The 25151-nt window shown below is 66.5% G+C and carries 23 protein-coding genes; 7 read left to right on the forward strand and 16 right to left on the reverse strand.

The window, feature by feature from the left end; all coding sequences use genetic code 11:
- Positions 1–13: 13 nt before the first annotated feature.
- From murJ to HMA55_RS01200, 3 genes are read right to left on the reverse strand one after another with little or no spacing between them, the layout of a single operon-like run.
- Positions 14–3316 carry a murein biosynthesis integral membrane protein MurJ gene (gene murJ / locus HMA55_RS01190; protein WP_257802398.1) on the reverse strand — a complete coding sequence of 1101 codons (3303 nt, stop codon included), beginning with the start codon at positions 3314–3316 and terminating at the stop codon, positions 14–16.
- Positions 3313–5730: a DUF6049 family protein gene (locus HMA55_RS01195; RefSeq protein WP_181191265.1), complete on the reverse strand. Its 2418-nt coding sequence runs from the start codon at positions 5728–5730 to the stop codon at positions 3313–3315. Before HMA55_RS01195 ends, murJ begins: the two co-directional genes overlap by 4 nt.
- The gene (locus HMA55_RS01200) at positions 5727–6626 is read right to left on the reverse strand and encodes an NUDIX hydrolase (protein WP_374680596.1); all 900 of its coding nucleotides are present in this window, start codon (positions 6624–6626) and stop codon (positions 5727–5729) included. The genes HMA55_RS01195 and HMA55_RS01200 overlap by 4 nt, the downstream gene beginning before the upstream one ends.
- Here HMA55_RS01200 and HMA55_RS01205 point away from each other — a divergent pair.
- From HMA55_RS01205 to HMA55_RS01220, 4 genes are read left to right on the forward strand one after another with little or no spacing between them, the layout of a single operon-like run.
- On the forward strand, positions 6555–8015 hold the full coding sequence (locus HMA55_RS01205; protein ID WP_181191576.1) for a CCA tRNA nucleotidyltransferase: 1461 nt from the start codon (positions 6555–6557) through the stop codon (positions 8013–8015). The two genes, HMA55_RS01200 and HMA55_RS01205, sit on opposite strands and share 72 nt — an antisense overlap.
- On the forward strand, positions 8008–8616 hold the full coding sequence (locus HMA55_RS01210; RefSeq protein ID WP_181191266.1) for a YqgE/AlgH family protein: 609 nt from the start codon (positions 8008–8010) through the stop codon (positions 8614–8616). The genes HMA55_RS01205 and HMA55_RS01210 overlap by 8 nt, the downstream gene beginning before the upstream one ends.
- Positions 8616–9326, forward strand: coding sequence for an AzlC family ABC transporter permease (locus HMA55_RS01215; protein WP_257802399.1), 711 nt, complete (start codon positions 8616–8618; stop codon positions 9324–9326). Before HMA55_RS01210 ends, HMA55_RS01215 begins: the two co-directional genes overlap by 1 nt.
- Before the next feature lie 35 nt (positions 9327–9361).
- On the forward strand, positions 9362–9670 hold the full coding sequence (locus tag HMA55_RS01220; protein ID WP_181191578.1) for a branched-chain amino acid transporter permease: 309 nt from the start codon (positions 9362–9364) through the stop codon (positions 9668–9670).
- Here the strand turns inward: HMA55_RS01220 and HMA55_RS01225 are convergent.
- From HMA55_RS01225 to HMA55_RS01280, 12 genes are all read right to left on the reverse strand, one after another.
- The gene (locus tag HMA55_RS01225) at positions 9576–11594 is read right to left on the reverse strand and encodes an HNH endonuclease signature motif containing protein (protein WP_181191267.1); all 2019 of its coding nucleotides are present in this window, start codon (positions 11592–11594) and stop codon (positions 9576–9578) included. The genes HMA55_RS01220 and HMA55_RS01225 overlap by 95 nt on opposite strands.
- A gap of 342 nt (positions 11595–11936) precedes the next feature.
- Positions 11937–12239, reverse strand: a complete 303-nt coding sequence (locus HMA55_RS01230; RefSeq protein WP_181191268.1) for a hypothetical protein — start codon at positions 12237–12239, stop codon at positions 11937–11939.
- A 9-nt stretch (positions 12240–12248) separates the two neighbouring features.
- Positions 12249–13190, reverse strand: coding sequence for a bile acid:sodium symporter family protein (locus HMA55_RS01235; RefSeq protein ID WP_181191269.1), 942 nt, complete (start codon positions 13188–13190; stop codon positions 12249–12251).
- Complete coding sequence (locus tag HMA55_RS01240; protein WP_374680597.1) at positions 13191–13556, reverse strand: Rieske (2Fe-2S) protein; 366 nt, start codon at positions 13554–13556, stop codon at positions 13191–13193.
- Positions 13553–14368, reverse strand: a complete 816-nt coding sequence (gene trpA, locus HMA55_RS01245; protein WP_181191270.1) for a tryptophan synthase subunit alpha — start codon at positions 14366–14368, stop codon at positions 13553–13555. Before trpA ends, HMA55_RS01240 begins: the two co-directional genes overlap by 4 nt.
- Positions 14369–15565 carry a tryptophan synthase subunit beta gene (gene trpB, locus HMA55_RS01250; protein WP_181191271.1) on the reverse strand — a complete coding sequence of 399 codons (1197 nt, stop codon included), beginning with the start codon at positions 15563–15565 and terminating at the stop codon, positions 14369–14371.
- Positions 15566–15575: 10 nt separating this feature from the next.
- Positions 15576–16937 (reverse strand): bifunctional indole-3-glycerol-phosphate synthase TrpC/phosphoribosylanthranilate isomerase TrpF, encoded by a 1362-nt coding sequence (gene trpCF / locus HMA55_RS01255; protein WP_181191272.1) that lies wholly within the window; start codon positions 16935–16937, stop codon positions 15576–15578.
- Positions 16930–17949, reverse strand: a complete 1020-nt coding sequence (trpD, locus tag HMA55_RS01260) for an anthranilate phosphoribosyltransferase (protein WP_181191273.1) — start codon at positions 17947–17949, stop codon at positions 16930–16932. Before trpD ends, trpCF begins: the two co-directional genes overlap by 8 nt.
- Positions 17942–18553 carry a glutamine amidotransferase-related protein gene (locus tag HMA55_RS01265; RefSeq protein ID WP_181191274.1) on the reverse strand — a complete coding sequence of 204 codons (612 nt, stop codon included), beginning with the start codon at positions 18551–18553 and terminating at the stop codon, positions 17942–17944. The genes trpD and HMA55_RS01265 overlap by 8 nt, the downstream gene beginning before the upstream one ends.
- Positions 18550–20052: an anthranilate synthase component 1 gene (locus HMA55_RS01270; RefSeq protein ID WP_181191275.1), complete on the reverse strand. Its 1503-nt coding sequence runs from the start codon at positions 20050–20052 to the stop codon at positions 18550–18552. The genes HMA55_RS01265 and HMA55_RS01270 overlap by 4 nt, the downstream gene beginning before the upstream one ends.
- Before the next feature lie 181 nt (positions 20053–20233).
- The gene (locus HMA55_RS01275) at positions 20234–20443 is read right to left on the reverse strand and encodes an HTH domain-containing protein (RefSeq protein ID WP_181191276.1); all 210 of its coding nucleotides are present in this window, start codon (positions 20441–20443) and stop codon (positions 20234–20236) included.
- Between the two features lie 6 nt (positions 20444–20449).
- A complete protein-coding gene (locus HMA55_RS01280; RefSeq protein WP_235961568.1) occupies positions 20450–20899 on the reverse strand; it encodes an SdpI family protein in 450 nt (149 codons plus the stop codon).
- 86 nt (positions 20900–20985) lie between these two features.
- Here HMA55_RS01280 and HMA55_RS01285 point away from each other — a divergent pair, with 86 nt between their 5' ends.
- Both HMA55_RS01285 and HMA55_RS01290 read left to right on the forward strand, forming a co-directional pair.
- A complete protein-coding gene (locus HMA55_RS01285; RefSeq protein ID WP_181191277.1) occupies positions 20986–22221 on the forward strand; it encodes a dicarboxylate/amino acid:cation symporter in 1236 nt (411 codons plus the stop codon).
- Positions 22222–22323: 102 nt separating this feature from the next.
- A complete protein-coding gene (locus HMA55_RS01290) occupies positions 22324–23031 on the forward strand; it encodes a hypothetical protein (protein ID WP_181191278.1) in 708 nt (235 codons plus the stop codon).
- 66 nt (positions 23032–23097) lie between these two features.
- On the opposite strand, the gene HMA55_RS01295 is transcribed toward HMA55_RS01290, so the two are convergent.
- Positions 23098–23538 (reverse strand): hypothetical protein, encoded by a 441-nt coding sequence (locus HMA55_RS01295; RefSeq protein ID WP_181191279.1) that lies wholly within the window; start codon positions 23536–23538, stop codon positions 23098–23100.
- A 105-nt stretch (positions 23539–23643) separates the two neighbouring features.
- On the opposite strand from HMA55_RS01295, the gene HMA55_RS01300 reads away from it, so the two are divergent.
- Complete coding sequence (locus tag HMA55_RS01300; protein ID WP_181191280.1) at positions 23644–25089, forward strand: DUF5129 domain-containing protein; 1446 nt, start codon at positions 23644–23646, stop codon at positions 25087–25089.
- Positions 25090–25151: the final 62 nt, after the last annotated feature.

Consider the following 25151-nt stretch of genomic DNA (forward strand, 5'->3'; position numbering starts at 1 on the left):
CGGGCTGCTCATTTCAGTGGACACGCACGCGGCCGACGAGCGTGACGTCTTTCACTTGCGCCTCTCCCTCCACTTTCAGCACCACACGCAACAGGGGCTCGCTGGTCTCCACGTCGGCGGAGACCTGGCCGGAGCGCAGGGTGCCCTCGGCGATGACGGGCGGGTTCGCGGTCTCCTGCTCCACGGGCACGCCGTAGAGGGTGAAGGGGGCGGAACCGGAGGCGTCGATAAGCACTTGCTCGAGCGAGAACGCCGAGCCGTCCTCGGGTTCGAGCTGCAGCGAGCCGTCGTCCAGCACGTTCTGCCGCAGTGGGCCGATGACAACCGGCACGCGCCGATCCGTGGTCGCGGTGGGGGTGGCGGTGGGTTTGTCCACGACGTCCTCGCCGGAGACGAAGTCCACCAGGTACGTGGTGAGCAGGCCCACCAGCACCGCTGCGACGACCGCCGCAAAGGTGAGCAGACCCACCGTCACCGGGCTCATGCGCTGGCCGCCGAAGCCGCCGCGCAGGGCGTCAGGGTCCTCCACGTGTTCTGCGACCGGCTCCACCGGCTCGATGATCTCCACCACCGGGATCTTGTCCGTCGGCGCGTCCTCGTTGGGCACCGGCAGATTCGCCGCCTGGTACAGAGCGCGCTCGATGTCGCGGAACGCAGCCTGGTCCACCGCGTCCGCCTCTACAAGCGCGCGGGTGCGGGCCGTGACCTGGTCAAGGTCGTCGGAGTTCACGTTGCTGGTCAGCAACGTCAGCGCGGACGCGAAGGATTCCGCGTCCGTGGCCGGGGAGGCATCCTGCAAGACCGCTGGGAACGCCAGGCGCACGCGGCCCTCTGTGTCGATGCGCAGCTGCTGGCGGTTGGCCAATCCCAGCGGCACGTCCGCCTCGTGCGCGGCCGCCATGGCCCCTGCCAGCGGCGCCAGCGCGTTGGCCACCGCCTCCGTGTGTAGGGTCTGGCCGGACTCCGCCACGGCCTTCACCGAGGACCCCTCCACCCAGTCAGACACCACGAGGGCGCCTGAGCGGTAGGACAGGATCTCGATGTTCTCGGCCACGGCCGGCAGCTCCAGCTTGGCCAGCTTGCGGGTGCGGCGCGCCACGCCCGCTGCCTGCAGGGCGGCTTCGCGCGGGGTCGCCGGGGCCATGGGCGCAGAACCGGTGGTGTCCACGAACGTCAGCGCCACATCCCGCCCGGTGGCCACCTCGCGCGCCTGCCAGAAGCGGGCGCCCGTGGCCGCGCCGTGGTCGCGGATGAGGCGGAAGCGGCCGTCGGAGACGCCGGCGCCCGGCACGAGGCGCGGCCCGCGGACCACGCCGGCGGACATCGGCGGCGGGACCGGAGAGGCGTTGAAGGTGTCGGAGGCGAGGAACTGGTTGGACACGTCGCGCGGGTCCACCTCCCCCACCTCCAGCGCGCGGTCCTCGTCCGGGCTGATGAAGCGGCTCAGGCCCGGGATGCGCTGCATAGCGCGGCCCAGGTTTTGCACCTCGGGCAGCTTGGAACGCGACAGCACCAGGCCGGTGACCACCAAGAAGAGGATGCCCAGCAGCGAGACCTCGATGAGGTTGCCCAGGCTGGGTGCGCCGATAAGCCGGCCGAGGGACTGCGGCAGGTGCAGGCCCGCCACATCCCGCACAAGCCAGCGTGTCCCGAACACGACGGCCACGCCCACCAGCGCGGCACCGACCGCCCACACCGAGGTGCGCATCACGTCGCCGAACTTTAAGGTGCCCAGCTTCCTGCGCAGCAGCAGCGCGCCGATGAGCGCGCCGGCGACGAAGCCGAACCCGTTGGCCGCGCCGAGGAGCACCACCACGTGGTTGGGTTCCTGCGCGATGTACGGCGCCAGCGCGGACAGGAGCACCTTGGTGCCGGTGATGCCGGCGATGATGAAGGTTGGCGTCCAGGCCTCTTCGCGCGCGTAGAACACGCGCAGGTGGAGCATGACCAACGCGTACGGGATCAGGGTGAACGAGGACGCCGAGATGGTCAGGCCGAGGGTGTGCGCGGCTTGCGGGCTGAAAGAGCCGTAGGCGAACAGGGCGCTGGCGATGTCGGGGCCCAGCGCCGTCATGAAAATGATGATGGGGATCAGCGCGATGAACGTCAGCTTCGTTCCCATGGTCAGGTCCGCCACCACGGCCTCGTCGTCGCCGTCCGCCGCGTTGCGGGACATGCGCGGCATGATCGCGGTGAGCAGCGTGACGCCGATGATGCCGTACGGCATCTGCAGCAGCATCCAGTGCTGCTGGTAGATGAACTGCGCCGCCGCGTCCGCGTTGAACGCGATGCGGGTGGTGATGACGTAGCCGAGCTGGCTGATGGCCACGTAGGTGATAATCGCCAGCGCCATCCCGCCGAACTGCTTGAGCCGCTCGTCGATGCCCCACAGCGGCCGCAGGTCGATGCCCAGCTTCCGCAGCGCGGGCAGCATGATGAGGCACTGCACCACCACACCCGCCGTGGTGCCGAGTCCCAGCAGCAGCACGTGCGGATTGCTTATCGACGTCGGCGCTGCCGGATTCAACTGCCCCGGCAACGCCATATACGCCACGAGCACGCCGATGGAGACGATGTTGTTCGCCACCGGAGCCCACGCGCCCGGCCGGAAGTGTTCCTTCGTGTTCAGGATGGCCATGAACAGGGAGAACATGCCGTAGAAGAAGATCTGCGGCAGGACCAGGTAGGCAAACGATGTGGTTTGGACGAGGTTGCCCTTGGATTCCTCATCCATCATCATCCGGGTCAACAGCGGCGCCGTGGCCACGGCCAGGACGGTGACCACCGTCATCAGCGTCAGCGTCAGGGTGAATAGGCGCCGGATGAACGCGGCGCCGTGGTCGGCGTCCTCTTTCTCGGCGCGTACCAGCACCGGCACCACCAGGGCGGTGAGCACCGAGCCGAGGACAATCTCCGTAATCAGGTTGGGCAGCGTGTTGGCGGTGTTGAAGGACGCCGCCACCACCTCGCCCAGCGCCGCACCGATGAGCACGGTGCGGATAAAGCCGGTGATGCGGGAGATCAGGGTGGCGATGGCCATCGAGCCGGTGGCGCGGACAACCTTCTCCCCTCCCTCAGCTGTCTCCTGCTCCGCCGTCGTGGCTGTACCTACCGCCCCCGCGGCAACCGTGTCCGCAGTCTCGGGCGGGGTGATGGTCTCGCCCTTGGGGCTGGTGGTCAACAGCGACTTGTCGGGCGCGCCGCCGTCCGCGGACTCGCGGACGGGTTTCGGCTCGCGCGGCGCCGGCACCGGGGCGGGCGGCGCGGGTGTGACAATGCGCCGGCGCAGCCCCTGCCCCGTTCCCTGTTCTGTCACGTGGTTCTCCGATCACTTCTTCTGCTGTCTTGCCTGGGTTCACGTTCGGAGGGCGGACTGCCTCGCGCGCCGCGCACCGCGAGGATGACGCCGAGGCCCGCCAGGCCCATTGCCCCGGCGGCGATCCACCCGTTCACCGTGACACGGGTTGTGCGCACGGCGATGTCCACCGGCTGGGAGATCGGCTGCCCGTTGGCACCGGCCAAGTACAGCTTGAGGTCAGTGCCCCGTGCGCTGTCGGGCAGATCCGCGGTCATCTGCACCGTCACGGAACCGCGGGCGGGGATGCGCAGCACGCCGGGCGCGTTGAGACGGGCGCCGGCGGGCCCGGAGAAGTTGATGGCCGTTTCTACCGGCAGGGGCAACCCGTTCTGGGCCACGATGAGCAGGGGGCTCGACGGGGAGGTGCGCGTGTACACGTTGCCCGGTGGGATGAGGTCTACCGCCGCGCGCAGCTCGCTTAACGCTGCGCGGCTGCCGCTGAGCCGGTCGCTGGTGGCCTCGGCGGCGCCGCTGTAGCTGGACATCGCGCGACGATCGTTGATGGATAGGGCCTCCAGCAAGTCCCGCCGCAGCGGAAGGGTGAACCCGTAGCGGGTGAGCGCAATCGCCGGGTCGGGCACCATCAGCGCGGTGAGGTCGTTGATGAACGCGGCTTGCTGCGTCACCTGCAGCACCTCAGCGTCGGTGAACGCGGTGGGGTCGGTGTGTGCTTCGGGCTCGCCCGCGGGAGCGGTTTCAGGCGGGGCGGCGAGGTAGGAGCTGAACGCCATGGGGCGTGCCGCGCCGCCGCTGACCAGCTCCGCCACCGCGCCCAACACGGATGCCGCGGTGTCCGCATCCCAGTCCGCTGGCGGGGCCACCAGGATCGGCTCGGGGCCTTGCTCGGCGTCGACCGGCACCCACGCCGCTTGGGCGGCGAGGCGCACGGCTGCGGCCGCACTGGTGTCGCGGGCCGCCTTGGAGTCCACCGTGTAGTCGTACCGCAAGTCCGGCTCCGAGAATCCGGTCGTTTCCGGGTTTGATCCCGTGGCGGCCAGGATGGTGGCCAGGGAGGACTGGTAGCCCACCGCCATCACGCCGGGCGCGATCCAGCCGAAGTCCCTGCCCGCGGCGGCGCTGAGCACGCGGACGGGCTGTTGCGGAACGGGGGCGGCGGAGCCGGCGAGGTCCGCCATGTCGTCGCGCTCGAGGGCGCTTTCGGTCCCGGCGTGTTCCTCATGCACTGCGGCGCCCATCGCGCGTTCCCAGGAGGCTTGCATGCCCTCTTCCATGATGGTGGAGCGCGAGTGGTCTGCCCAGCCCAGCGCGGGCGCGGTGCCGTCCTCGACGTATCCCGCCCCCGTGACCACCGTGTTCAGGGTGCCGGCGGTGCCAAGGACCCGCTGCAGTACGAACGGACCACGTTCCACCGCCTCGCGCATGAGCCACTTGTCGCCGGTGCGCGCCACCGCGTTCAGGTCCGCGTTTGCCCACGGCAGAGCAACCACGCACCCGGTGGCGGCGATCCGGCGGACCTTGTCCAGCCACACCTTCGCGTCGTTCGCGCCTGCCCCCGGCTCCCCGTCGGGCTCCGCGCCACTGCCCCAGGAGTCGCGCAGGCGTTTGGGCTCTTCCACTACCGCTGGGCGCTCGTCGTCCACCGTGTAGCCGCTCTGCATGCGATCGACCGTGTCAATCAGCGCCGGGTCTAGCGCCACACAGGTTGCGTACCCCACCTCGGGCGTGCGTGCGGCCTCGAGGTACTGGTCCACTAGCTGGGACAGCCGTCCCTCCGGCGCAAGCTCGCCCGCCAGCGAGTCGCTGGCAAGCACGAGCGGCGGGTTCTCTGGGGCCTCACCCGTCTCCCCCGGCAGAATGTCCACGTTGGCGGTCACCGGGTACAGCGCGGTCAGCTCCGCGGGGCGCACATTGTCCCGCATTCCGCGTACGCCGAGGTGGAAGCGGTCGGAGTCTATGGGGGCACCGGAGGCGTCGAGAAGCTGCAGCATGATGGGGTACGTGCCCACGTCCGGCAGGTCGAGGCCGAGGTCCAGCTCGAGCTCCGTGGAGGCTCCGGGCTGCAACTGCCTATCGACGCTCCGCGCGTCCCCCATCACCCCATATTCCTGTGGGTCTGCGATGGCCGCGTAGCGCTGCTCCATCAACGTGCCCACTGCCGGTGCACGCCGCGGCAGGATGGTGAAGCCGTCGATGGTGCCGTCCGAGTGGTTGGTGACGCGAAGTTTCACGTGAAACGGATCGTGCGCCGAGAGTGAGCGGGGCGCGTCGAGGATCTCAACCCGCGCGATCGCCCCCTCGTCCGGGCGGATAGCCGGGTTCGCCCACAGCTCCGACACCTCCGGGTTCTCCGGTGCCATCGGCACGGCGGGGGCGGCGAGAACGACGGCCGCCAGCGCGGCGAACCGGTTCATCGCGGCGTCGCCCTTCCGGCCTTTGCTTCCTTCCTTGCCAGGTCCGGCATGCGGTCGTACGCGATGCGGGCGAGTTTTCGTTCGTCTGCGTAGGCGAGGTGCTCCATGAGTTCGCTCATGGGCACCCAAGCAACCTCAGTGACCTCCGGGTCCTCGTCGTTAAACACACCGTCCACGTAGCGCAGCAGGTTGTGGTGCACGGTTTTGTGGATGCGCACGCCGTCGGAGACAAACCAGTAGTCGATGGTGCCCAGCGTGTCGAAGGCCTCGCCGGTAATCCCGGTTTCCTCCCACACCTCGCGCTCCGCGGTCTTCCACTGGTGCTCGCCGTTTTCAACGTGGCCCTTGGGCATGGACCACAGGAGGCGACCGCGGCGGTCCAGCCTGCCTATCAATGCGACGTAGATCCGGCTCATGTCCACTTTGCCGTCCGGCCCCACGGCCTCCGCCATGCCGGACACAACCAGGCCGCCTGCCGAGGTCTCGTCGCGCGTCTCAATAGCGCTGTCGTGCCGCTGCTGGTACTGCGGTTTACGCCTGCTATTCGGCTTGCGGCCGCCGCGGGAGTTTTTTCCCCGGCGGTTATTCCTCTTCCGCTTCGGTTTGTCCCCGGACTGCTGCTGTTGCTCCGCGGGCCTGCCCCCGCGTCGGCGCCGCGGCCGGCGCTTACCGCCACCGGAGCCCCCCTTGCCGTCGGAGGGACCCGGAACCGGGCGCTGGTTGTCACTCATTCGTGTCATGGTATCGGTCTTCTGGCCGGTTGTGGTACTTCCCGCGCGGGGGCGGCGGGTATCGTGTCCCGGGTGACGCAGAAGCTCTTCGATATGCCAGACCCGACCGACCCGCTCGCTGCCCCTGCGCTGATGGCGCGGGCACAGGATGCCGTCGGCAAGCATGCTGCTCTGCTCGAGCCCCTCGCGCGACTGTTCGCGGACCGCGGCGAGACCTTATATATGGTCGGCGGCTCCGTGCGCGACGCGATGCTCGGCCGCGGGGTGCACGACCTGGACTTCACCACCTCCGCGCGCCCCGAAGTGATCCAGGAGATCCTCACCGAATGGGGCGAGAAGGTGTGGGACACCGGCATCGAATTCGGCACCGTCTCCGCCATCCGCCACGGCGAAACCGTGGAGATCACCACCTTCCGCTCCGACCTGTACGACGGCGTGACCCGCAACCCCGAGGTGACGTTCGGCGACACGCTCGAGGGCGACCTCGTGCGCCGCGACTTCGCCTGCAACGCGATGGCCATCGAGCTTTCGCTTAACGACGAGCTCCGCCTCTCCCCCACCTTCCACGACCCCGTCGACGGGCTCGCGGACCTGGTGCAGCAAGTCCTGGATACCCCGCAGGAACCCGAGGTGTCCTTCCGGGACGACCCCCTGCGCATGCTGCGCGCGGCCCGCTTCGTCTCCCAACTCGGCTTCACCGTGGCGGACCGCGTGTTCGCCGCGATGCGGGATATGGCACCCGAGATCGGCCGCATCACTGCCGAGCGCGTGCAGGCTGAGCTGGACAAACTCATGCTCGGCGCGCGACCCTGGGAGGGCATCGACCTGCTCGTGGCGACGGGCTTGGCGGAGCACATCCTCCCCGAGATCCCCGCACTGCAGCTGGAAACCGACGAGCACATGCAGCACAAGGACGTCTACCGCCACTCCCTCACCGTGCTGCGCCAGGCGACCGAGCTCGAGGACGAGGGCCCGGACCTGAAGCTGCGCTGGGCGGCGCTCATGCACGACATTGGCAAACCCGCCACCCGCGCACCAAAAGAGGGCGGCGGGGTGACGTTCCACCACCACGAGGTGGTCGGCGCCAAGATGGCCCGCAAACGCCTGAAAGCGCTGAAGTACCCGAAGCACGTCATCACCGACGTGGGTCAACTCGTGTTTCTGCACATGCGCTTCCACGGCTTCGGCGAGGGCCAGTGGACCGACTCCGCCGTGCGCCGCTACGTCACCGACGCGGGCGAGCTCCTGCCCAAGCTGCACAAGCTCGTGCGCGCGGACTCAACCACCCGCAACGCCAAGAAGGCCGCGCGCCTGCAGCGCACCTACGACCACCTCGAGGAGCGCATCGCCGACATCGCCGCCAAGGAAGACCTCGCTCGCGTGCGGCCCGACCTGGACGGCAACGAGATCATGCAAATCCTGGGCCTCAAACCCGGCCCCGAGGTGGGCAAGGCGTGGAAGTATCTCAAGGAGCTGCGCCTGGAACGCGGCGAGCTCGACCACGACGAGGCTGTTGCCGAACTGAAAGCATGGTGGGAGAAGGAACATGCCTGAGTATTTCTACGCCGACCGCCTGTTCAACGCCCTCGAGCGCGTTGACCCCGAGCCGGGCATGCTGCTCGTCTCAGCGCCCGGGATGTACTCCCCCGACTTCGCCCGCACCGTCGTGCTGGTGCTCGAGCACGACGCGGACCACACCCTCGGCGTCGTGTTAAATCGCCGCAGCGAGGTGGCCCTAGCCAACGTCATGCCCGGATGGGAGGAGCTCGCCGCCAAGCCGCAGGCCGTGCACATCGGCGGGCCCGTCAGCCCGGAGTCCGCTGTCGGCCTGGGGGTGACCCATTCTGGGGTGGACATCTCCTCCAGCCCTCACCTGAACCGCTTGGCCAACCGGCTGGTGCTTCTGGACCTCAACGCCACCCCGGAGGATCTCGCCCCCGTGGTCGAGGCTATCCGCATCTTCGCGGGCTACGCCGAGTGGGCCCCAGGCCAGCTTGACGACGAAATCCTGCGCGGCGACTGGTTCGTCACCCCCGCCCTGCCTACCGACGTAGTGGCCTCCGCCGGTGCCGATCTCTGGGGCGATGTGATGCGCCGACAGCCCATGCCCCTGCCGTTGTTCGCGACGTTCCCCGCGAACCTCGAGGACAATTAGTGGCCGTTTCACGTGAAACATCGGCGGCGATTCGACCGGGGCTTCGCGACACCTGGCTGGTCGCCCTCGGGCTTGTGCCGCTCGGGCTCGCGTTCGGCCTGTTAATGACCCAGTCCGGCTTCGCGTGGTGGTGGACCCCGATTTTCTCCACCGTTATTTACGCCGGGTCGATGGAGTTTCTGGCCATCGACATGGTGCTGACAGGAGTCGGCCCCGTCTCGTCCGCGATCACGGGGTTCATGGTGAACTTCCGCCACCTGTTTTACGGGTTGACCTACCCGCGCTCGGAACTTCGCCGCGGCGCGCCCTCCGCCTACGCCGCCTACGCGCTAACCGATGAGGTCTACGCCATCACCTCCACCCTCCGCGACCGCCCCTCAGGCGCGCGCCTGCTGACCATCTCCGTGGTTTGCCAGATCGCGTGGGTGGCCTCCGGCATCGTCGGCGCTCTGGCGGGAGCGGTCATCCCTGCGGGCGTGGAAGGCTTCGACTTCGCCCTGACCGCCCTTTTTGCCGTGCTGGCCTTCGAGGCGTTCCAGCCCAGCCGCGACCTCTCCGCTCCCCTGATTGCCGGCGGTCTCGCTCTGGTGGCTGCGGTCGTACTGCCCGGCCAGGTGATCATCGTGGCGCTGGTGTCCTACTTCCTCGTCCTCGTGCTGCGTTTTTGGGCGCCGCGCGTCGATGCCGCGTTGACTTGGCGGCTGCGGTGAGCAACTACGGGCTTCCCGACGGCGTCACCCCCGGCATGGTGGCCGCGGTCCTCATCCCCGTCGGCATCGTCACTGTCCTGCTTCGCGCCCTCCCCTTCTCCCTCCTGCGTGTGCTCAAAGACAGCCCATTCATTGGCTTCCTCGCCGTTCTCATGCCGGTCGGCGTGATGACAGTCCTGGTTGTCTACACCCTCCTCGGCTACAGCGCCTCCCCCGCGCACCTCCTGTCTGCGCTCCTTGCCTTGACCGTCACCCTGCTCCTGCACTGGTGGAAACGCCGCGCCGACCTCTCCATCTTCGCCGGCACCGCGCTGTACATGGTGCTGGTGAACGTGGTGGTTTGAGGGCTCTTATATCGCTCGACGCTCCTGCGGCGTTACAGTCGTATTTGAGTTGTTGACCTCGAAGAACGTGTGATTTAATAACGGTAGTCCAGGTTTCTGGCACCCTACCGTCAGCTTCGATCAAGGAGATCCCATGAAGCGCATCACCGCAGCCGCACTGGCCGCAACCACCGCTATTTCCCTCGCTGCCGTTCCGGCACAGGCAGATGAAAATCTTTACCTGCGTGGCCTGAACAAGCCGGGTGGCTCTTCTGCTGTCAGCGATGAGGAGCTCGGCGCATACTTTATCGGGGCCGGGCTCGTTGAAGGCGCCAACGAGTTGAACCTCACCGACAACGAGGGCGTAACCTCCTCGATCCGCAGCATGGCTGAGCGCGACGCGAAGAACAACACCGAGCGTCTTGGTAACGCTGCCGACGGCGCTCTTAAGAGCTCCTTCAAGAACGACGCTAACCAGGGTTACAAACTCGGCACCACCTTCGAGATCCTTCTCGGCACCGGCATCGCCGCAGTGGTCCTCGCACTCCTCGGTGGCGCAGCTGCCGCTGGCGTGATCCCGGGCGTTTCCCTCCCGGCTCTGCCGTTCTAAGGCGTAACGCCTAGAACTCAATTCAAGCTCCTCTCCCCGACCGGGAGGGGAGTTTTCGCGTTCCATGACTTCTAATCGTCGAACCCCCCCTCCGCATTCCGCCATCGTCACCGCACCGTCCCGGCGACGAGGCAGGGAGTAGTTCTCCGCCACGTATCGGGTGCCGTCCCGGTACACGAAGTGGATGTCGGTCTCATCCTTCAGCGTTTGCAGGTAGCCCTCCGTGACAAGTGAGTGGCACGCCGAGCATAGCGGCAGCAGGTTCTCCAGATCGGTGAGCCCGCCAGTCGCCCAGTCCTCGACGTGGTGGATCTCTATGAACCGGGTGTGGGTGCACCCCGGGGCCGCGCACTGCCCGCCCCACATGGTCATCAGCGCGTTCACCTGCCCGTCCGTAGCAAGGCGCGATGAGCGGCTGGTGTTCAGGATGAGGCCGGCGGAATCTACCGTCGATAGGCGGACGTTCGCGTTGGCTAGCAGGTTCGCTATGGCTTTCGACGGCGCACCGACGTTGTTCGGCATGTAGCCGCGGCCGTCCGGCGTGGCGAGGATGTTTACGTGCGCGCCCGGTGTGGTCAGCGTGTTCTTCGGGGTTGAGCGGACCATGTGTACAATGCCCATCAGCGCCGTCACCAGCGCGCGGCCAACGGGCAGCCCGTATCCGGAGGCAGTCTTGCGGGCGGGCAGCGTCTCCTCGACTTCCTCGGCGCGGTCGCGGGCGACGTCGATGTCCCCGTCGACCTTGGTGTCCACATCCTCGAGAAGGCCATCGAGGTCGCAGTACGCGATCTCTCCCAGCTTGAGCGCGGCGATGAACGCCGCCCCGTCGGCCGCGTTGAGGTTGCCGTGAAAGGCGATGTCGCCGTTCTCGCGGGCGTGGAGGCGCAGGTAGTACTCGGGGTCGTCATCGCCCCCTTCGCCCCCTTGCGGCTCCTTCCCAGCTAGGGCGACCTCCAGCTCGTGGTACCCGAGACGCAGCGCGAGATCCACAAGCTCCCGCTCATTCTCAGGCGTCAGATACTTCAGTAGGAGTCGCACGACGGAGTAGTTGAGCGCGCCATCTGAGAAGTGTTTCTGCAGGTATGCGAACGGCGCCAAACGGTGGGCCACGCTGACGTACTCGTACGCGGTAGACGACGAGATTCCGAGACGGCGGATAAGGAAGTGGGCGGTGGTTCGCGCGCCGCATTCGGTTGCTAGTTCGAGCGCGTCGAACGTGTGGATCGCGGTGAGCAAGGCTGCCTTGTTCTGCGTCAGCGCCCGGTGGGCGGACTCGATTTCCTGGCCTAATTCAACGGCGATCGGGTTTGGTTCGGCGGCGACTGCGGTGGTCATTTGGGTCCCCCTGGAGGCGAAAAGTGTTTCGAATGACGACATTATAAAAACCGCTGCCGACATTGCTCTGACCTGCATGAATGAGGTATATGGCTAGTCTGCAACTCCGCATTGCGGACAAGTGGGCCAACCCCAACTATTGCCGCAGACGACTGCTTATCGACGTCAGCTTCGCCCTCCACACCACTCCACATTGCGGACAACAGCGGCTCCCCCAACTGTTGGTCCGGACCCACGAATATTGTCCGCATTGCGGACAATTCCGAAACCACCAACTATTGGAATCCACCAACGAAAAAGGCCCGCGCCGGTGGCGGGGCGGGCCGGGGGGACGTCGATAGGCTACTGCAACTTGGCCTGGGCCTCGGACCAGAGGCCCTCGAACTCGGCCTCGGTGAGGTGGGTGGCGGTGATGCCCTCCATGGCGTCGTAGGTGCGCGGGTGAGGCACGGTGCCCATGGGTTGGTTTGCCTGGCCGATAACGCGGCCGTCGGCGTAGATGCCGGTGATGGTTTCGGCCGGGTCGAGCTCGATCATGCGGATCATGGTGCACTCGTGGGCCGAGACTTCCTCGAGTTCGGCGATGTTGAGCAGCTCGCCGCCTAGTTCCGGGACGTTGTAGTGGATGCGGACGAAATGTTTCACGTGAAACTCCTAGGAAATTCGGGAGGCGTACGCGGAGCAGATGACCAGCTGGGACATGTGGTAGATCATCAGCGGGATGATCAACACGCCGAGGGACGCGCCGCCGAAGATAACCGTGGCCATGGGTAGGCCGGTCGCGAGCGACTTTTGGGTGCCGCACATCTGGATGGCGATGCGGTCCTCGCGCGGGAAATGCAGTGCGTCTGGGAGGACGCGGGTGAGCCACAGCATAGCGACGACCAGCAGGCAGGAGAACACCGTGAGGAACACGATCTCCCACGCGGAGACATTCGACCACACGCCGGAAACGACGCCGCGCGAGAACGCGGAGTAGACCACCATCCAGATGGACCCACGGTCCACGAGCTTGGTCGCCTTCGACTTGGCCAGCTCCCCCACCCGCGGGACGAAGTTGTGCGCGAGCTGGCCGAGGATGAACGGCAGCAGAAGTTGTAGGGCGATGTCGCCGAACACGGAGGCGTCCACGGACACCCCGTCCCCGGCGCCCATGAGCCACATGACTAGCAGCGGCGTGACCACCACGCCCACGAGAGAGGACACCGACGCCGCGACCACCGCTCCAGAAACGTTGCCACGCGCAACCCCGGTCAGCGCAACGGAGGACTGCACGGTCGATGGCACCAGGGTCACGAAGAGCAGTCCCTGGTAAAGCTCGTCCGACAGGAAGGCCGTGGTGGGCTGCGCGAGTAGACCGATGAGCGGGTACACCACAAACGTGAACGCGAGGATCACGCCGTGCAACCGCCAGTTGGTCAGGCCCTTGAGCGCCTCGTGGGTGGACAGGCGCGCGCCATAGAGGAAGAACAGCAGCGCGATGGCGAGTTTGACGGCGATGGCGAAGCCGTCGGCAAACGCGCCGCGCGCGGGGAGCACGAATGCCAGTGCCGCCGCGACAACAATGCCGACAAGAAGCGGATCGAGCTTCTTCATTTAGTTGGAGGCCGCTACGGTGTCGCCGTTATCCGCCAGATGCACCTCGCGCATGCCGGTCACCGCCGGGCCGGAGACGCGCTCGCCGTCGGCGATGCTGAACACGGAGCCGTGGGCGGTGCACTTGACAGTGTCGCCCTCCACCTTGGTGATCTTCTTCTGCTGGTGCGGGCACACGCTCGAGTATGCGACGTACTCGCCGGCGGTGGGCTGGGCGATGATGAACTTATCCAGGATCACCGCGGAGCCGACGGGGACATCGGTCTTGGCGATCTCTTCGGGGGCCTCTTCCCCGCAGGCGGCGAGGAATGCACCGGCGAACGTGGTTGCGGTGCCGAGCAGGAACATGCGACGTGAACAGGTCATGATGCGATCGTAGCCCCCTTCATGGCGTGGACGTACTCGGTTAATTCGGCCTTCAGCGCGTCCATGTCGGTCACACGGTTGCCCTCGATGTGTTTGTTGATGATGTTGGTGATCGCAGAACCGGTGATCGCTCCTGCGGCACCCGCTGCGATGGCGTCGCGCACATGCTCCGGGCGCGAAATACCGAAGCCCAGCAGCACTGGCGGCCCGCCGAACTTGCGCACATTATCGACGACCTCACGGAGACCCTCCACCGTCGCCTCCTTCTCCGCACCGGTCACGCCGTCGCGCGAGATGGCGTAAATGTAGCCTCGCGAGTTAGCGGCCACCGCCTCCAGCGTCGCCTCGGAGGCCTTGGCGGGGGCGATGTAGATGGGCTCGATGCCGGCCGCGGTGGCTGCGGCGGAGAAGGGGGCGGACTCGCGCACGGGGACATCGGGAAGCAGCACGCTGTCCGCGCCCGCCTCCTTGAACTCGCGGTAGAAACGCTCGAGGCCGCGGGCGTGGGCGACGTTGCCGTACACGAGCATGCCGATGGGCAGCTTCGGGTAGCGCTCGCGGATGGCGCGGATTTGCGCAAGCGCCTTATCGACGCTCGCTCCGCCCTCCAACGCCCGCACGTGCGCACCCTGGATGGCGGGGCCGTCCGCGACCGGGTCGGAGAACGGCACGCCGAGTTCGACGGCGTCGGCGCCCGCGTCCACGACGGCGGAGACGATCTCCACGGCGTCCTCGGGCGTCGGGTCCGAGAGCATGATGAAGGGGACGAAGGCGCCCTCTCCCCTGGCGAAGAGCTTTGCGTAGCGGCTCATTTACTTCTCCTCTCTATCTGCGAGCGAAGCTCGCACGTGGGCGATGTCTTTGTCGCCGCGGCCGGATAGGCCGACCAGGATGTGCAGCGGTTCGGCGTCCGCGGGGTGCTCGGCCGCGCGCTTCAGGGCGTAGGCCAGGGCGTGCGAGGATTCCAGCGCGGGAATGATGCCCTCGTGGCGGGAGAGGGACTGGAAGGCGTCGAGGGCCTCGTCGTCGGTGATGGGCACGTACTTCGCCCGGCCGGACTTGGCCAGGTAGGCGTGCTCGGGGCCCACGCCCGGGTAGTCCAAGCCGGCGGAGATGGAGTAGGACTCCTCCACCTGGCCGTCGCTGTCGCACATCAGGTAGGAGTAGGTGCCGTGGAGCAGCCCGGTGGTCCCTTGCGCGATGGCTGCGCCGTGGGCACCGAGGCCGAAGCCTTCGCCGCCGGGCTCGGCGCCGATGAGTTCGACGGAGTCGTCGTCGATAAAGTCCGCGAACATTCCGATGGCGTTGGAGCCGCCGCCGACGCACGCGACGACGACGTCCGGCAGACGTTCGGTGCGCTCGAGTATCTGTGCGCGAGCCTCAGTGGAGATGACGCGGTGGAATTCCTTCACAATCTTCGGGAAGGGGTGCGGGCCTGCGGCAGTGCCGAGGAGGTAGTGGGACTCGTGGAACGTGGCCGTCCAGTCGCGCAGCGCCTCGTTCACGGCGTCCTTCAGCGTGCCCGCGCCGGACTCGACACCGATGACTTCTGCGCCCATCAGCCGCATGCGGTACACGTTCGGCGCCTGGCGCTCCATGTCCGTCTTGCCCATGTAAATCACGCACTCAAGCCCCAGCAGCGCGCAGGCGAGCGCTGTCGCGGTGCCGTGCTGGCCAGCGCCGGTCTCCGCGATGATGCGGGTTTTGCCCATCTTTTTCGCCAACAGCGCCTGGCCGATCACCTGGTTAGTCTTGTGCGCGCCGCCGTGGACGAGGTCCTCGCGTTTGAGGAAGATGCGGGCGTTGCCGTCCATCGGCAGGTTGCGGCACTCGGTGAGCGGGGTTGGGCGGCCAAGGTAGTCGCGCAGCAGTGAGCGGTATTCGGACATGAACTCGTCGTCGTTGAACGCGTCAACGAATGCTTGCTCGAGCTGGTCCAGCGCGGGGATGAGCGATTCGGGGACGAACTGGCCCCCAAATTCGCCGTAGTAGGCAGGTAGCAGTGTCATGTTCGGGTCCTTAGAAGTGGAAGTTGCGGATGGTGGCGAAGCCGCGTCGTAAGGCAGCGGCGTCCTTGTGGCCGCGCGGGTCTTCGAAACCGGAATTGAGGTCCAGGCCGAGGCACCCGGTGCGCAGCGCTTCGTCGAGGTTGCCGGGGGTCAGGCCGCCCGCGAGAAACGCGTCGGTTGTGGGGATGCGGGACCAGTCGAAGCGCTCCCCCGTTCCGCCCGCGCCGGAATCGAGCACGAGCCTATCGACGAGCTCCGCCACCCCCTCCGCATCGTTCAACGCCGTCATGTCCACGGCGCGCCACACCTCCACGTCCACCTCCTGGCGGACGCGCTCGATCAGCTCCCGCTCCGCGTCGAGCGACCCTTGGTACGGCGCGTGCACCTGGACGGCGGCGATTCCGGGCTGGACGAGGTCGCCGTACCCGCTGGTGCGGCGGGAGACCGCGACGTAGTCCAGCCCTGGCTCTGCCGCGATGATTTCCGCGGCCGTTTCACGTGAAACATTGCGTGGCGAGGCCTCCTCGAATATGAGCCCGCCGTAGACGGCACCAGCAGCCTTCGCCGCCTGCGCGGCTGAACCGGAGCGCAGGCCGCACACCTTGTTCGGGCCGTAGACCAGCTCACGGCACGCGCGGTCCACGTCCGGCTGTGAGGTCAGCTGCGAACCGACCAGGAAGGCATCAGCGTGCCCACCAAGCCGGCGGACTGTGGGCGCGTCGCGGATCCCGGATTCCGCCACCACCACTGCCCCATCCGGCGCCAAGGCCGCGAGGCGCGCGGAGCGGTCGAGGTCGATGGTGAGGTCGTGCAGGTTGCGGTGGTTGACGCCGAAGATCTTCGCGCCTAGACGGGAGGCGCGCGCGGCCTCGTCCTCGTCGATCACCTCGGTGAGCACGTCCATGTTCAACGACGCGGCCACCGAAGCCAGGTGGGCATACTCCTCGTCGGAGAGCACCGAGAGCATGAGCAGCACTGCGTCAGCGCCGAAGTACCGCGCGGCGTAGATCTGGACCTCGTCGATGATGAAGTCCTTGCACAGCACTGGCAGGTGCGTGGTTGCGGCGACCGTGGCCAGGTGGTCATAATCACCGCCGAAGTAGTCGGGCTCGCACAGGACGGAGATCGCCGAGGCGTACCGCGAGTAGATGGAGGCGATCTCCCCCGGGCGGTAGTCCTCGCGAATGGTCCCCAACGACGGTGAGGCCGACTTGCACTCCATGATGTAGGAGGCGCCGGGGGCGGCCAAGGCGCCGTATAGGGAGCGCTCGGATAAACGTAACGTGTCGAAAGAAACGTGGGAAACGCGTTCGCGAATTGCGTCAATGTGACGCTTTCGGTTTTCCACAATCTCCGTCAAAATCTTAGGCACTGTAGTCGGCCTCCTCGTGGGTGCGCAGCCACTCAGACACGGTGTCGTCGGCAAGCAACCGCTTCGCGTACTCGGTGCCTGCCGCCAAAGAATCTGCGATGCCGTAGAGGTAGAACATCGCGCCCGCGTTGACAGCGACCGCGTCGCGGTGCGCCTCGGGGCCCTCCCCCGCGAAGGTGGCCCGCATCGCGGCGGCGTTGTCTACCCCGTCGCCGCCACGGAGGTCCTCGAGCGTGTGCGTCCCCACGCCAAGCTGCGCCGGCGAAACAGTGTAGTGCGAGATCTCCCCGTCCTTGAGCTCCCAGACGAGAGTCTCGCCGTGGACCGCGATCTCGTCGGTGCCGGCGCCGTGCACCACCAGGGCCCGGTTGCGGCCGAGAGCCTTCATGGTCTCCGCGATTATTGGCCCTAACCTAGGATTGGCAATGCCCATAATTTGAAATTCGGGTCGTGCCGGGCTCAATAATGGGCCCATCGTGTTAAATAGCGTGGGAACCCCGAGCGCTTTCCGCACCGGCTGGACGAACGCGATCGCCGGGTTGTAGGCCGGCGCAAAGAGGAACGTGAAGTTCGAGGATTCGAACTGGCGCACCGCCCGGTCCGGGTCGAGGTCCAGCGGGATGTTCAGCGCCTCCAGCACATCCGCGGAGCCGGACTTCGACGACACGGAGCGGTTGCCGCACTTGATCATCTTCACCCCGCCGGCGGCGGCGGTAAGAGAGGCCGCTGTGGTGATGTTGATGGTGTTGGCGCCGTCGCCGCCAGTGCCGGCAGTGTCCATGATCCCCTTCCCCGTCACCGGGAAGGGCCGGCCCGCGGCCAGGAATGCCTGGGCGGCACCCGCGATGTCCGCGAAGGTCTCGCCGCGCGTGCGGATGGTGGCCAGCAGCGCCGCGATGTGCACGTCCTCGTAGTCGCCCACCGTCAGTGGGGTAAACGCCTCCACTGCTTCCTCCAACGAAGGCGCCGGGTTGTTGATGAAGCGGCGGAAGATGTCCAAGTGGTCAGCCATTGTCGCGTCCTTTCTGCAGCAGTTGCTCAACGCAGCGTTCAAGGAGCTGCGGGCCGGAAGGTGTGAGGATGGATTCGGGATGGAACTGGAATCCGACGGACATGCCGTCGGCGGTTTCGGCGGCCATGATCACCCCACCGATCTCAGTGTCCGTCCACGCCAGGGGCACGATCCCCTCCGGCGCGGCCACCGCCCCCAGGGAGTGGTAGCGGGCCACTGGCACGTCCAGGCCGGGTTGGCCGGGGGTGCCGCCGACCGTGAGGCCGTCGAAAAGCGGGTGCGGGCCGGTGAGGCGCATAGGGACGGAGGTGCCGTGCTCTGGGCCGCAGGGCTCCACGCGGCCGCCGAAGTGCTCGATGAGCGCCTGGTAGCCAAGGCAGATGCCCAAGATGGGGATGCGGCCCTGGGCGCGCGCGATGACCTCCATCATGCAACCGGCGTCGGCCGGGTAGCCGGGCCCGGGAGAGAGCACGATGAGCTCGGGGCCGCCGTCCAACACCGTGTCGGCGGGGACGGTGTTGCGGTACACCACCGTGTCGTACCCCGCCAGCGCGTCCACCAGGTTGTATACAAAGGAATCCTGGTTATCCAGCAAGACAATCATTTCTGCACCTGCAACTCTCGCTCTCCTGCTAAGGCCTGCAGCACCGCGTAGGCCTTGTGCAGCGTCTCGTCCGCCTCGGCCTGCGGGTTGGAATCCCGCACCACGCCCGCACCGGCCTGGACTGTCGCTACGCCATCGGCGACGAACGCGGATCGGATCACTATGCAGGTGTCAAAGTCGCCGTTGCCGCGCAGGTACCCCACCGCCCCGCCGTAGGAGCCGCGCCGCTCGCCCTCCACTGCCCGCAGCAACTCGGTGGCGCGCAGCTTCGGGGCGCCGGTGAGCGTGCCCATGTTCATGCATGCGCGGTAGGCGTCCAGAGCGTCCAGGTCCTCGGCGAGGGTGGCGGTGACGCGGCTGACCAGGTGCATCACCCGGGAGTACCGGTCCACCTGAAGCAGTTCCCGCACGCGCCTGGTGCGGGGTTCGGCCACGCGCGCCATGTCGTTGCGGGCGAGGTCGACGAGCATGGTGTGCTCGGCCACCTCCTTGGCGTCCGTGCGCAGCTCCAGCTCCATGCGTGTGTCCAGCTCGTGGTTGACGCTGCCGTCCGGGTTCAACCCGCGCGGGCGGGTGCCGGCGATCGGGTACAGCTCCACCTGGCGGGTGGCGTGATCGAACTTCAGGTTGGATTCGGGCGAGGCGCCGAACAGCTCGTAGTCCTCCCCCCGGATGTAGAACATGTACGGCGAGGGGTTGGACTCGCGCAGCCGCCGGTATGCGGCGAAGGCGTCGGTGCACTCCGCAGTGAACGCGCGCCCGGGCACCACCTGGTAGATGTCCCCGTTCGCAATGTGCTGCTTCAGCCCCTCCACGCTCGCGCGGAAATCCGCGTCCGACACCGACGCTTGAGCTTCGAGCCGTTCCGCCGCCCCCGCCAACGGCCAGTAGTCCGGCACCGATTGCTGCATACGCTGCGCCAGCGGCTCCAGATCGATCCCGTCGCCGGCGGCGTCCACGCCGGCCAGGTAAGCGGTGCCGCTCTCGTGGTTGACCCGCAGCAGCACCTCCGCCAGCACGAACTGGTAGTCCGGGTACGTGTTCGGGCCGTCCGCGACCGTCGGAAGCTGCTCGAACGTGCCCAGGTAGTCGAAGGCGAACCCGCCCGCCAAAAACGGGAAGTCCTCGTTGCCGTAGCCGGCCCGAGTGGTCAGGGAACGCAGCACGTCCGCGCTGGAGGGGGCTGTGAGACGCTCGCGCTCGTCGGCCGCGCGCGAAGGCGGAAACTCGTAGGTGTGCTCTGCCACCCGGTACTTGTCCAGACCCAGATCGGCGGCGATGACCTCGCCGGACGGAGTCAGGGGCTGCACGGTCACGCGGTTGCCGCGGCACGTCACGCGCAGGGACGCTCGCAGCACCGCCACGGACTGCAGCCCGGAGCGGGTGGTGATGTCGGCGGACTCGAGCAGCACCGAATCCTGCGCCTCAAGCCCGCCGACGTGCGCGAACAGGCTTGCCACGTCCTCGTGGTAGCGCACCTCGCGGTGGGTGTAATGCATATGGTCCTCGGTCTTTCTTACATTGCACCGAGGGTGGAAAAGGCCCGCGGCGCTTGGTGTGCAAGCTGGCGGGCCGTGACTTCGCAGGTGGCGCGCCAGTTAGGCGAGCCACCACCAGTTCATGGAAGTCAAACACGTCACAATCGACAACTATAGCGGAGCAGAAAATCTAGGGCAGATTTTATTCAGCCAGGCGGTACTGCCCCCGCGGTGCTGCCGCCACCAGGCCGTCCACCTTCAGCCCGGTGATGGCGGCGTGGGTGGCAATGTCCGCATTAACGTGCGGCGCGTCCACCAGCCGGCGGGCAACTATCTGCGCGGAGATGTCCTTGTACGCCATCGGCTCCCCCGCCTCGCGGAGCACCTGCAGGATCGCTTCTTGCCAGGTCACGGGCATCTACTTCCGGTCGTCGGCGTGGCCGGCGGCTCGTCGTAAAGCATCGATGTTCACCGCGGGCTTGGGCTCCTCCGCCTGCTGCTCGCGGGCCTGCTCCACCGCCGCGGCCGCGCGGGCGCCGAAGTTGCCGCCGAGGGAGGCCGCAACCACTGCAGCCACCAGCGCCACGACGGGGAAAACCCACATCCACCCCGAGGCGATGAAGGAGAACGCGGCGCCGAAGGCGAGGGCGACGCCCGCCAGAACCCAGAAGGGGCCGGCGACTTTGTGCGCCTGGTCCCAAATCGCGCGATCCTTGCGCACTGCGGGCACGTGGAGACCGAACCACTTGTTGCCCGGGAGCTTGCCTGTAGAGGCAAGCGCCCCGGGGATGAGCAGCAGCAGGGTCAGAAGTATGAAGATGATGCCGATGACGACGTTGAGGGTGCTCATATTCTCAAACGGGCTCATGGCCTCCAGCATACGGCCGCCGCACACTCGAAAGAAAAGGGCTCAATATTGCAGTGAACTGCATATTTACCGGCTACTGTGGTCATATGAAAAATAAGCTCTTGCGCTCGCTGCTCTTTTGGGTGGTAGTAGCGATCATCCTCGGCTACGTCTGCAGCCTGTTCTTCCCGGCGTGGCTGGCCCGCGTCTTTGTCACCTTTGACGGACTGTTCTCCAACTTCCTCGGCTTCTTCGTGCCGGTGCTCATCTTCGCGCTCATCGCCCCCGCCATTGCAGGTCTGGGGAGCGGCGCCGGCAAGTGGCTCGGCGTCACCGCGGGCGTGGCCTACGGCTCCACCATCATCTCCGGCCTGATCGCCTGGGGTACGGCCTCTGCCCTCTACCCCACCCTGCTCCAGGGCAAGAGCCTGATCACCGACGTTGCCGACCCGGATGCCGGCGGCCTGTCGCCGTACTTCAGCGTTGAAATGCCGCCGCCACTGGCCGTGATGTCCGCACTGCTGCTCGCTTTCGTGGTGGGCTTGTCCATGACGGCGGTGAAGTCCGACAACCTCTACGCCGTGTTGGAAGAGCTGAACAACATGGTGCTCAAGGTGGTCACCACCTTTGTGATCCCGCTGCTGCCGCTGTATATCTTCGGCACCTTCCTCAACCTGGGCATGAACGAAAACTTTGGCGACACCATGGCGGCCATGGGCGTGGTGCTGCTGCTGTCCATCGTGATGACTGTAGTGATCATCCTGCTGCAGTACCTGCTCGCGGGCGCGGTCGCCGGCGTGAACCCGTTCATGGCGCTGAAGAACATGCTCCCCGCGTACTTCACCGCGCTGGGCACCTCCTCCTCGGCCGCCACCATCCCGGTCACCTACGAGGCCACCCTGAAGAACAAGGTGGAAGAAGAGGTCGCCGGCTTCGTTGTCCCGCTCTGCGCCACCATCCACCTCTCCGGCTCCATGATGAAGATCACGCTGTACGCGCTCTCCATCGTCTACATGGCCAGCCTGGACATCACCAGCGGCCAGGTCGTCGGTTTCATCCTGCTGCTGGGCATCATGATGATCGCGGCGCCGGGCGTTCCGGGCGGCGCCATCATGGCGGCCGTGGGCCTGCTGCAGTCCAACCTCGGCTTCGACGAGTCCATGGTCTCTCTCATGATCGCGTCCTACATCGTGGTCGACTCCTTCGGCACCGCCGCCAACGTCACGGGCGACGGCGCGATCGCGCTCATCGTGAACAAGTTCGCCAAGGGCAAGATCAAGGGGCAGCAGCTTAACGACGAACCTTCGGCCGCCCCCGCCTCCGGCTCCACCGCCGTGCAGTAGTCGCCCTGTCGCGCCGAACCGCCCCCCGGGGCGGTTTTTTCGTGTTTCACGTGAAACATCACCGGTGCGCTGCGCCCAGCGCAATCGACTACCCTCGTCCGCATGGCCTTCGAGATCGTCACCACCCACTTCGTGGCCCACGAGCACGACCTCGAGGACGCGTATGAGCTATACCGCCAGCGCATCGACACCAGCGGCGCCGACATCGCGAACATCTCGCCGCACCCCCACCCCATCAAGGACGACTTCACCCTCTGGGACCTGCGTTGCCAGGCCGCCTACGACAACCTGCCGGCACCGGATTCGATGCAGCTCTACGAGCTCAACGCGCTCGTGGACTTCTCCACGACTAACCGCGACAACGCCATCGAGCGCTTCTTCTTCGAGGATCACACCGAGCCCACCCGCTTCCCGGCCTCCCTCGGGGGGTTGGACCAGCTGACGCTTCGGGACGAGCCAATCGGCGAACTCTCCCTCACCACCATCGTGTACCTCGGCATGCCAGAGCACATGCTGGCGGCGCAGCAGCTTTTCGACGCCACGGTGGCCGACCTCAACGTCGTGGCCTACCAGCCCTGCGTGGCACCGCTCGAGGGGACCGAGCACGCCGCGCTAGTGGGCCCGCTGTGGGTGCGCGATGCCACGCTGAACATCATCGGCAAAGGCGACGGCCACTTCTCCCCCGGCAAAGAGGCGTGGGCGGGATGGGTGCTGACGTCGAGTGCTCCGGAGGACGTGGATAGGCAGCTGCACGAACAAATCGATCCGGGTGTCGTGGTGATCACCCGGGCCGTGCGGGAGCTTTTCTAGCTTGAGAACACGAAAACGGCCCGCCCCGAGAACGGAGCGGGCCGAAAGTAGCTCAGGTGAGCCGAATTAGAACGGCAGAGCCGGGAGCTGAACGCCCGGGATCATGCCGGAAGCCGCAGCGGCAACGCCGAGCAGGGCCACGAGCGCAACCGGGACACCGATGAGGAGGGCGAGGATGCCGCCCTTGGTGTCCGGGTTGTCGATGAGCTCCTGGATGCAGGTGCCGGTGGCGGAGGAAGAACCGGTGTTCTCCTTCTCGCCAGCCTTGGTTGCCTCAGCCTTCTTCTCAGCCTCGGTCTTGGCCTCCTCGCGGGTCTTGCACTGGTTGTAGAGCTCGGAGGAGCCGGTCTTCTCGGTCTTCGTGGAGTCCTGCTTGGTGGCGGAGGAGCCCTGGGCCTCCTTGGTAGCGGTGGTGCCGGTGGCCGGAGCGTCAGCTGCGAAAGCCGGGGCGGCGACGGCGGACAGGGACAGGGTTGCTGCAACTGCAGCGGTGGCGATGCGCTTCATGGCAATCTCCTCGTTCTCTCAGAATCACCTGCCAGGAATCTGACACGTGTAGCAAGGTTATCGGCGCCGCGCGACAGAGCGTTACACGGGGTTACTCTGGGTGGTATGCCATCGATGAATGAGATCGCAGCTGTTGTCGGAACATCCGCCCTCGTGGGCCTTGGCGGTGCGGCCGTCGGCTACAACACTGTGGACGTCCCGCAGCGCGACCAGATTGCCCTTCAAACCGTTGGTGCACCGAGCGCGACTATCGACGACCCACAGAGTGTCCTCTCCCCCGCCGACCGCGACCGACTCGTTCGTGACACCGCCAACATTGATGCGCCAGAGGTGGTCACGGACTTCCATTACATGGTGTTCAAGACCAACCACGAGAACATCCTCGACGACGTAGAGGAGCTCCTGCGCTCGCAGTACCCCGACCTCATCGACCAGTCCAAGGGCGAGAACGGGCGCCCGGCCGATGGGGTACTCATCGTGGGCGTAGGCCTGGATCCGCGCCAGGCGTTCATCTACGGCGGCGATGACGTCTCCGACGAGCTGATGCTTAACGACGTCTCGTACCGCGAATCCCTCCTCGATGCAATGAAACCCGGCGTGGAAGAGGGCAACATCCCATCGGGCCTGTTCCGCACGGCGAACCTCGCCATGAGTGCTGACACGCTCGCCGACAGGCAGGTCAGTAACGCAGAGAGCGAGCGGATGGGCGCGACCCTCGTGCTGGGCCTCGGCGGAGGGGGCGCCGCGGCGGGTCTCGGGTCGGTTGTGGTGGCGGTGCGGAGCGCTCGTCGTAAAGCAATTGCCAAGGCGCGCGAAGACTACGAGCTGGTGACCAGCGAGTACACCCGCCTGGCAGGGCGTTTGGACGAGGTGGACGTGCGGGCGAACTCGCTGTCGTCGGCGTTCGCGGACGAGACGCTGCGGCGCCAGTGGGTGGAGGTGCGCGACCGGTTCCTGGGCATGAACGAGCTGGTGCACGGCGCGCAGGGGTTAAGCGCGATCAACATGGACGACGATAAGGACGTGTACAAGCACCGCAAGCAGCTCGCAGACGCGGCGGAATCCGTGGACCACGTCTCCAACGCAGAGGACAACATCGACCGCCTCTTCGGCGTGGAACACGGCGACCCCGCCACGCGCCGGGCGGATCTGAGCACGATCCGCGCAGACGTGTTGCGTGCCCGCGGCGACGTGAAGGATGAGGGGCTGCGCAGGGAGCTGGACTTGCTCATGCAGCGCATTGAAAACCTCGACGCGGATCCGAGCTCCCCCACCTACCTGGACGACTTCGTGCGCGTGCTGGAGGACTACCGGGTGATCCTGGACCAGGTGAAGAAGAAGCAGTTCAGCGATGTGAAAGAGCGCGAAAAGCTGGAGGCTCCAGCGGTGTACGACTCGGGTTTCTGGTACGGCGGGTACGTCCCCTACGCGCACATGCACACGTGGCACGAGTCCAACGTGCAGGCGGAGCAGGCGGCGCAGGCGTCCTCATCATCGAGTAGTGTGTCCTCCTCGGGGTTCAGCGCGGGCGGCGGCAGCTCCAGCTTCTAATTGGCGTTACACACTGCAAGTGTGAAATAGGACACAAAAGCCTCTAAAACTTTCCTTTAATC

Origin of the sequence: Corynebacterium wankanglinii (genome assembly GCF_013601005.1) — a bacterium.
GTDB classification, from domain to species: Bacteria; Actinomycetota; Actinomycetes; order Mycobacteriales; family Mycobacteriaceae; genus Corynebacterium; species Corynebacterium wankanglinii.

Coding starts and splice junctions, on each gene's coding strand:
- trpB (WP_181191271.1), bottom strand. CDS start 15,565: ATGACACTGCTACCTGCCTACTACGGCGAATTTGGGGGCCAGTTCGTC.
- HMA55_RS01220 (WP_181191578.1), top strand. CDS start 9,362: ATGGTGGCCGCGGTCCTCATCCCCGTCGGCATCGTCACTGTCCTGCTT.
- HMA55_RS01300 (WP_181191280.1), top strand. CDS start 23,644: ATGCCATCGATGAATGAGATCGCAGCTGTTGTCGGAACATCCGCCCTC.
- HMA55_RS01225 (WP_181191267.1), bottom strand. CDS start 11,594: ATGACCACCGCAGTCGCCGCCGAACCAAACCCGATCGCCGTTGAATTA.
- HMA55_RS01285 (WP_181191277.1), top strand. CDS start 20,986: ATGAAAAATAAGCTCTTGCGCTCGCTGCTCTTTTGGGTGGTAGTAGCG.
- trpD (WP_181191273.1), bottom strand. CDS start 17,949: ATGGCTGACCACTTGGACATCTTCCGCCGCTTCATCAACAACCCGGCG.
- HMA55_RS01280 (WP_235961568.1), bottom strand. CDS start 20,899: ATGAGCCCGTTTGAGAATATGAGCACCCTCAACGTCGTCATCGGCATC.
- HMA55_RS01270 (WP_181191275.1), bottom strand. CDS start 20,052: ATGCATTACACCCACCGCGAGGTGCGCTACCACGAGGACGTGGCAAGC.
- HMA55_RS01235 (WP_181191269.1), bottom strand. CDS start 13,190: ATGAAGAAGCTCGATCCGCTTCTTGTCGGCATTGTTGTCGCGGCGGCA.
- HMA55_RS01200 (WP_374680596.1), bottom strand. CDS start 6,626: ATGCTTGCCGACGGCATCCTGTGCCCGCGCCATCAGCGCAGGGGCAGC.
- HMA55_RS01295 (WP_181191279.1), bottom strand. CDS start 23,538: ATGAAGCGCATCGCCACCGCTGCAGTTGCAGCAACCCTGTCCCTGTCC.
- HMA55_RS01240 (WP_374680597.1), bottom strand. CDS start 13,556: ATGACCTGTTCACGTCGCATGTTCCTGCTCGGCACCGCAACCACGTTC.
- HMA55_RS01290 (WP_181191278.1), top strand. CDS start 22,324: ATGGCCTTCGAGATCGTCACCACCCACTTCGTGGCCCACGAGCACGAC.
- HMA55_RS01265 (WP_181191274.1), bottom strand. CDS start 18,553: ATGATTGTCTTGCTGGATAACCAGGATTCCTTTGTATACAACCTGGTG.
- HMA55_RS01210 (WP_181191266.1), top strand. CDS start 8,008: ATGCCTGAGTATTTCTACGCCGACCGCCTGTTCAACGCCCTCGAGCGC.
- HMA55_RS01205 (WP_181191576.1), top strand. CDS start 6,555: ATGCCAGACCCGACCGACCCGCTCGCTGCCCCTGCGCTGATGGCGCGG.
- HMA55_RS01195 (WP_181191265.1), bottom strand. CDS start 5,730: ATGAACCGGTTCGCCGCGCTGGCGGCCGTCGTTCTCGCCGCCCCCGCC.
- trpA (WP_181191270.1), bottom strand. CDS start 14,368: ATGAGCCGCTACGCAAAGCTCTTCGCCAGGGGAGAGGGCGCCTTCGTC.